This is a genomic window from Streptomyces sp. NPDC052042 (genome assembly GCF_044548345.1).
In the GTDB taxonomy this organism is placed as follows: Bacteria; Actinomycetota; Actinomycetes; order Streptomycetales; family Streptomycetaceae; genus Streptomyces.
Window position 1 is genome coordinate 1 of record NZ_JBIUBU010000064.1, and the last position, 7,378, is coordinate 7,378.

The window sequence follows — 7,378 nt, forward strand, 5'->3', positions numbered from 1 at the left end:
CCCGCGGAGCGGGTACCACATCGCTGCGCGATGTGCAAGCGAACCCCCGCGCTGCGCGCGGGGGTTGCGCTCCCGCTCCGCGGGAGCGCTAGCGGGTGGCTGCGCCACCCGCACAATCCCGGTGCTGCGCACCGGGATTGACGGTCCGTCCGCTGTGCTCCCGGACCGGTAGGACTTGGTCCCGCTACCAGGCTTTCGCTTCGCTTCAGCCTGACCGGCGGGTCCGCTGCGCTCCCCCGCCTGACGGTCCTTCCGGCTGCGCCTCCAGAACCGTTGGGGCCCGCTGGCGCGGGCCGGGCTGGCTGTGAAAGGGGTGGATCGCTCGTTGGGGTGAGTTCTAGTGTAGTGCATGTATCGGGTTGATGCAGCATGTACCGTTGGCGGAAACACGGGACACCCCCCAACCACCCGGGAACCTCCCCGGAATTCCGAGAGGAACGACCGCAGATGACCGGTCACCACGAATCTACCGGACCCGATCCCGCGCTGAGCAGCGATTCTGTGCGCCGGGTGAGCCAGTATCAGACGGCAGGCGTGAACGCCCGGTTGAGGCTGTTCGCGCTCCTGGAGGCGCAGGGAGTGCCGCGAGCGAGGCGGACGACCTGGTGGCCGCGCTGGAGGCCGGAGCGGTCGCCGGGGCGCAGAGCGAGGTCGTGGAGCTGGAGGGCACAGGCCCGCGCTCGCGGGGCACGGTGTTCGAGGATGGCTGGGATGACGGCGTGGCGGCCGTGAGCGAGGCCCTGGTGGGCATCGCGGACCGGGAGTGGTCCCGGCGCGGCGGCCGGTCGGCCGGGGCCGCTGAACTGGCCGTACACATCGCGGACGTGAGGCAGCGTGAGCGCGCCGATCTGGTGCGGCTGGAGCGGTACGTCCGGGAAGCCGTACTGCCTGCCACGCACCCGCACACCACGGCGCGCCGCCAGGTGCTGGAGGCGCTGGGCGAGGCCGGCGGTCTGTGCACGGCCCGGACACGGAACGCGGATGGGGACGTCGTCGTGTGCACGCTCGATGCCGGGCACTACGACCCGGCCGACAAGCCGCCCTTCAAGGACGGAAAGCCGGGCGGCTGGCACAAGGCGGATGCGTCGATCTGGAACGACATGGGCGCGGCCTGCATTCCGCACGCGGCCTCCTAAAAGTCCGCAGGAATTCAACTCCAGGGGAGGCACGGAATGTCAGCGATTCGGCTCAAGGAACACCAGGTAGACCAGCGGTCCGCGTTTAGGAAGTGGGTGGGATTTCCTGCAAGGTCATCCGTGCCCCCGCAGGGTGCCCGTAGCACCCTCGTGTCAGCGACCGGCTCGGGCAAGACGATCACGGCCGCCGCGTGCGCGCTGGAGAGCTTCCCGGACGGCCGGATCCTCGTCACCGTGCCGACCCTGGACCTGCTCGTCCAGACCGCCCAGGCCTGGCGGGCGGTGGGTCACCGGGCCCCGATGGTCGCGGTGTGCTCGCTGGAGAACGACGCGGTCCTGAACGAGCTCGGGGTGCGCACCACCACTAACCCGATCCAGCTCGCTCTGTGGGCCGGGCACGGGCCCGTGGTCGTGTTCGCCACGTACGCCTCGCTCGTGGACCGCGAGGACATCGACGCACCCGAGGGGCAGCGGAAGGTTCGCGGGCCGCTGGAGGCCGCTCTGGCGGGCGGGGGGCGGCTGTACGGGCAGCGCATGGACGGCTTCGACCTCGCGATCGTGGATGAGGCGCACGGTACCGCTGGTGATCTTGGGCGGCCGTGGGCGGCGATCCACGACAACGCCCGCATCCCGGCGGACTTCCGGTTCTACCTCACGGCCACCCCGCGCATCCTTGCCGCGCCCCGCCCGCAGAAGGGCGCGGATGGCCGGGAGGCGGAGATCGCGACGATGACGGACGACCCGGACGGCACCTACGGCGCGTGGCTCCCGGGGGCAGAGCTCGGACTCTCGGAGGCGATCGAGCGCGAAATCCTTGCCGGATTCGAGATCGACGTCCTGGAGATCCGCGACCCCTCGCCGGTCCTCGGGGAGTCCGAGGAGGCGCAGCGGGGTCGCCGCCTGGCCCTGTTGCAGACCGCGCTCCTGGAGCACGCCGCGGCGTACAACCTGCGTACGGTCATGACGTTCCACCAGAAGGTCGAAGAGGCCCGCGCGTTCGCGGACAAGCTCCCCGAGACGGCCGCCGCGCTGTACCTGAACGACGCCTCCGACGCCGACCTGGCCGCCGCCGACAAGCTCCCCAAGTCCTCGATCGACGCGGCCTTCTACGAGCTGGAGGCCGGCCGCCACGTACCCCCGGACCGGGTGTGGTCGGCATGGCTGTGCGGCGACCACACCGTCGCCGAACGCCGCGAAAAGATCCTCCAGTTCGCCAACGGCATCAACGCCGCCGGACGCCGGGTCCACCGCGCCTTCCTCGCCAGCGTTCGCGTGCTCGGGGAAGGCGTCGACATCACCGGCGAGCGGGGAGTCGACTCGATCTGCTTCGCGGACACCCGCGGCTCCCAGGTGGAGATCGTGCAGAACATCGGCCGCGCGCTCCGGCTCAACAAGGACGGCTCCACCAAGGTCGCGCGGATCATCGTGCCGGTGTTCCTGGAGCCGAACGAAGACCCCACCGACATGGTCGCCTCCGCCAGCTTCAAGCCCCTCGTAGCCGTACTCCAAGGCCTGCGCAGCCACGATGAGCGCCTGGTCGAGCAGCTCGCCTCCCGCGCCCTCACCAGCGGCAAGCGCAAGGTCCACGTCCAGCGCGACGAGGACGGACGGATCGTCGGGGCCGACGGCGCGGGCAACGGCGAGGACCAGGAGCACGACGACGACACTGACGCCGCCGCCGAGTCCGCGCTGCTGCACTTCTCCAGCCCACGCGACGCCGCGACCATCGCGGCATTCCTCCGTACCCGGGTGTACCGGCCGGAGTCCTTGGTGTGGTTGGAGGGCTACCAGGCCCTCATCCGCTGGCGGAAGGAGAACCAAATCACCGGCATCTACGCCGTTCCCTACGACACCGAGACCGAAGTGGGTGTCACAAAGGACTTTCCGCTTGGCCGCTGGGTCCACCAGCAGAGAAAGGCGCTGCGGGCAGGCGAGCTGGAGGAACGGCGCAAGACCCTGCTGGACGCCCCCGAGGCTGGCATGCTCTGGGAGCCGGGCGAAGAAGCCTGGGAGGCAAAGTTGGCCGCGCTCCGGTCCTACCACCGGGCCACCGGGCACCTCGCACCGCGTCAGGACGCGGCGTGGGGCGAAGGCGAGGCCATGGTGCCCATCGGACAGCACCTCGCCAACCTCCGCCGCAAGGGCGGTCTCGGGAAGGACCCAGACCGGGCGGCCAAGCGCGCGCAGCAGCTCACCGAGATCGACCCCGACTGGAACTGCCCCTGGCCGCTCAACTGGCAGAGGAACCAGCGCGTCCTGGCGGACCTGGTCGATGCTGACGGCCAGTTGCCCGACATCGCCCCAGGCGTCCTCATGGACGGCGACGACATCGGCCAGTGGCTCCAGCGGCAGAAGCAGCCGGCTACCTGGGCGCGGCTGCTTCCCGAGCAGCGCGAGCGGCTGACCGCGCTGGGCGTGGAACCCGCCCAGGCGCCGCCACCGGCCCCGGCAGCCGACCGTGCGGCGAAGGGACCGAGCAAGGCGCAGCAGGCGTTCCAGCGGGGCCTGGCAGCCCTTGCGCAGTGGGTGGAGCGGGAAGGTACGGACCGGCCGGTGCCGCGCGCCCACGGGGAGGAGATCGCGGTCGAGGGCGAGGTGGAGCCGGTGGTGGTGAAGCTGGGCGTGTGGGTCTCGAACACCAAGAGCCGGCGCGACAAGCTCACCGCCGACCAGCTCGCCGCCCTCACGAAGCTGGGAGTGGACTGGGCTTGACCGGGGTACGTACGGCTGTCCGTGGTGGGCTGGTGCTCACTGCCTTTCTCGGGGTGGGAAGAATCCTTGGCGTTCCGAACCGGCCACGCTGAATGCGTGGACGGTGGCACGCCCTCTGATGCTCGCTGGCGGTGTCGGGTTCTCGATCACGATGACCTGGCCCGGCAAATTCTCCAGGAGGTCGCGGTAAAAGTTCTCGGCGACGTCGGCGGTCATCAGCTCGGGACGGTCTTCGTGCGGGTCTTCGGGCCGGCGGTAGGTGAGGACCGGAGTGTCGAGCACGACGAAGCCCGGGTGAATCAGGTCGCGGGCTGTGTTCCGGCGCGCGAGTGATACGGCGAAGGCGGCGTGGAGGATGGACCGCATGCCCCTGCCGCGGCTCTTTCGCGGCTGTCCGTCAACGGAGAGCTCGGCAGTCGTTGGGTCGTAGCGGACGCGGTTGCTCCCCGGAACATGCCAGGCTTCCAAGGTCTCATGGATCATGCGCTCGAAGTCGGCGACGTCGGCGGCGGGGATGCCGTCGGGACGGGCAGTCGGCGGAGTGGGAGCCACGGTGGACAGCGATGCCTTGAGGTCTTCGAGCTGCTCGATCTGAGCGTGCAGGGCCAGCTCGTTTTCGACCTGTGAGCGGGCGTTCAGTAGTTCGGTGGCGTCCGTGTCGACCGGTTGCATCCGTTGATCGAGTGCGCGGAGCTCCGCAGCGTTGTGTGTGAGCTCTTCGTGTCGGGCAGCGCGGGCCGATTCAATGTCCACTGCCTGCTCTTCCAAGTCCTCGATCATGAGGAGCAGGTCGCTGAGCAGGTCTGTTGTCTTACGCGTCTCGGCAGATACAGACGCTGCCAGCTGGGTGCCCTCGGCAAGGTGGTGCTCCGGGTGCTGGTGTTGGGGCTCGGCGCCGCAGAAGACGCAGGTCCCGGTCTGGAAGTAGCCCAGTAGGGTTCCGGCTTCACCGACCATCTGGAGCCTGGCCAAGTCTGACTCGTACTGCTCTTTCAGCAGAGCGAATCGTGCGAGCAGTTGCTCGACCTCGTCGCCCCGCTGCTGGGCCGCGAGGTTGATTTCTTCCAGGCCCCGGCGGTCACGGAGAAGGCTAGTGCGGATTTCAGCAAGTTCGACGGCGGCGGTGGTCACCTCGCCGAGGGCCGCCTGCAGGCGGTCGAGTTGCTCCCGCAGTTGCGACTGGTTTGCCTCCATCGTGAGCTTTCCGCGGTTCGCGTCGATCAGGTGGTCGATGACCGCGATCTTCCCCTTGCCGAACTGCTTCTCCAGATTGCTTGGCGCTGCAGGGCGTTCCGGCTCTTCCTCTCCGCTGAGGAGGAGTTTGAAGACCGACTTCTCCCTGGTTTCGTTCAGGGGATTCCGGGTGCCCAGTACCGGAGAGTGCTGATCTGCCATGCGTGTGTCGTTGACGACGGCCAGGCGCGCGAGGTCCCGAAAGTTCAGCGGCAGCACGTTGCCGCGGCCGCTCTGGAGGATCCGCTGGCCGTCGATTCCCAGGACGGTCAGCAGGTAGCGGGAGATGTTTTTCTTCGACTTGGCGTTGTGCTTGAACTTTAGAGTCTCGTCCGCTGGCTCCGATGGCATCTCTCGGAGATCGTGGTTGAACACCTCGATGGTGTCGCCGCCGATCGCGCGGGACAGGGTGAGGCTGCGACCGTCGCTCACCCGCAGGCCCAGAAGGATGCGGGTGTAGCCGTCGTCCTCCGGGATCGACTTGAGTTCGCTGGCGCCCAGCATGTAGTCCACGGCCTCTTCGACGTAGGACTTGCCTGTGTCGGAGGCTCCGTAGATGACCGTCAGGCCGGGACTGAATTCCACGGCCGCTGGCGGCTTGTCCATGCCGAGGAAGGTCAGGTGGACGAGCGTCAGTCTGATCACAGGACGTCCTCTCCCAGGTCGCCGGGGCTCACGTGGATGCGGTCAGACCAGCGTTGGGTGATCTGCTTCATGCCCTCGCGGACGTCCGTTCCTTCATGCATGTAGGTGCTGGTGAGCCAGTCGGCCCTTTCGATGAGCTGGCCAACGTAGGGGGCTTCCAGGGCGCTGAGGAAGCTCGCTGCCTCGTCTGTGGCCCCGTACATGAAGCCGTGGTCGGTCGTCGTCATGTCGGCGAGGCCGGCGCGTAGCAGGACCATGAGGCCCTGTTCAATGAGGCGTCGGCGCAGGCCGAGCTCGCCGGGGCCGGCGGGGAGGTCGGGGTGGAGACTGGCGGGGCCGTGGTCGAGGTCGCCGCTGTGGAGCATGGCGTGGTCCAGGTAGACGAGCTGGGCGACGTCCAGGCGGCGGGGGAAGGTCTCTGCCAGGAGGATCAGAGCGCGCATCCCGGCTTCCACGGGGCCGTTGAGGGGGGTCACGGGGTCTCCTCTTTGCACCAGGTCAGCCGGTCGTCGTTGGCCAGACGGTGGCACATGCCCTTGAGGTCGATGACCTTCACCACGGGGGCGAGGATGTTCGCCGGATTCGGTGTGTGGGCGACAGCCGCGTCCAGTACGGCTTCCAGCCGTGCGTAGCCGCTGGCATGGTCGCGGTCTTCGATCTCGATCACGGCGTCGTACAGGTCGGTCTCGATCGCGGTGTAGGTCGCTTCCGGGACACTCTCCTGCGCGAAACGCCACAGCGACTCGGCGTGGAAGAAGGCGGCACGCTGGCGGAAGAGATGGCCGCTGACTTTCGCATGGTCGCGGGCCTGTTGCAGCGTCTCCAAGGCGAGGCCGTGCTTCGCGTTGTAGGCGTCCAGCAGCTTGCGGACGTAGACGGCTTCGTGTGGTGCCTGGTCAGGTGGGGCCGGATCGGCGGCAGGGCGCTGCTTAAGCGGTTGTGGGAAGCGCCTAACGTGGTGGGGGGTCGCAGCGTGCAGTTCGAGAATCTCTTCGAGGTTCCGGGCTTCGAACATCGAGAAGTCCGTCGCCTGCGCCAGCGCGCCCACAGCTGTACGCATCTCCGGGGTGAGCTTGGGCTTGGTCCCGAGCTTGGAGTCCTTGTCGTCCCACGCCGCGAAGAACTCGTCCTTCAGCTGGGGCGGGTTGAGCAGGAGTCGTTCGAGTCCCGTGCCAATCTTTGGTGCGACGAAGACATAGCGCGAGGGCAACTCGTACGTGCCGAGGATCTTCGCGACGAAGATCTTCACCATCTCTGGGAAGGCATCTGATTGCCCGAGCGGCTTGAGGTAGTGCTTGCACTGGTAGCAGTGCCACTCGCCTGCGGTGCCTTGCTCGGAGAGACAGGCTGCGACGTCCGCTCCGCGGTCGCCGGCCCCACCCATCCGCTGAACTCGGGCGTAGGGACGACCAGACCACGTACCGAACTGGTGGACCCACTCGACGGTGAAGTCCTCCCAGTCGTCAGCGTCGTAGATGTATTGCAGGTACACCTGAGGCGTGGGCAAGGGAGCGCTCTGGGTCGGCGGCGCAAGCACGACGACCTCTGGCGATTTGGGGCTCTCCTGCCGCATGAGTGGGTCATTCCGTCGTGAGTTGGCGACCTGGGAGGGTGGGGCGGGGGCCGGCGAGGGTGAGCATGACGAGGGCGAT

5 protein-coding genes are annotated in these 7,378 nt (G+C 68.0%); 2 read left to right on the top strand and 3 right to left on the bottom strand.

From position 1 onward, the window contains the following. Nucleotides 1-605 precede the first annotated feature (605 nt). Nucleotides 606-1,136 carry a hypothetical protein gene (locus ACIHCL_RS36660; protein ID WP_399868884.1) on the top strand — a complete coding sequence of 177 codons (531 nt, stop codon included), beginning with the start codon at nucleotides 606-608 and terminating at the stop codon, nucleotides 1,134-1,136. Between the two features lie 36 nt (nucleotides 1,137-1,172). Further along, entirely contained in the window at nucleotides 1,173-3,848 is a 2,676-nt protein-coding gene (locus ACIHCL_RS36665) for a Helicase associated domain protein (protein ID WP_399868885.1), read from the top strand. 36 nt (nucleotides 3,849-3,884) lie between these two features. On the opposite strand, the gene ACIHCL_RS36670 is transcribed toward ACIHCL_RS36665, so the two are convergent. The 3 genes from ACIHCL_RS36670 to ACIHCL_RS36680 are packed head-to-tail and all read right to left on the bottom strand — an operon-like array spanning nucleotide 3,885 to nucleotide 7,218. Then, nucleotides 3,885-5,726, bottom strand: coding sequence for a hypothetical protein (locus tag ACIHCL_RS36670; RefSeq protein WP_399868886.1), 1,842 nt, complete (start codon nucleotides 5,724-5,726; stop codon nucleotides 3,885-3,887). After that, nucleotides 5,723-6,202 (bottom strand): ABC-three component system middle component 2, encoded by a 480-nt coding sequence (locus tag ACIHCL_RS36675; RefSeq protein WP_399868887.1) that lies wholly within the window; start codon nucleotides 6,200-6,202, stop codon nucleotides 5,723-5,725. Before ACIHCL_RS36675 ends, ACIHCL_RS36670 begins: the two co-directional genes overlap by 4 nt. Further along, a complete protein-coding gene (locus ACIHCL_RS36680) occupies nucleotides 6,199-7,218 on the bottom strand; it encodes an ABC-three component system protein (RefSeq protein WP_399868888.1) in 1,020 nt (339 codons plus the stop codon). The genes ACIHCL_RS36675 and ACIHCL_RS36680 overlap by 4 nt, the downstream gene beginning before the upstream one ends. Nucleotides 7,219-7,378: the final 160 nt, after the last annotated feature.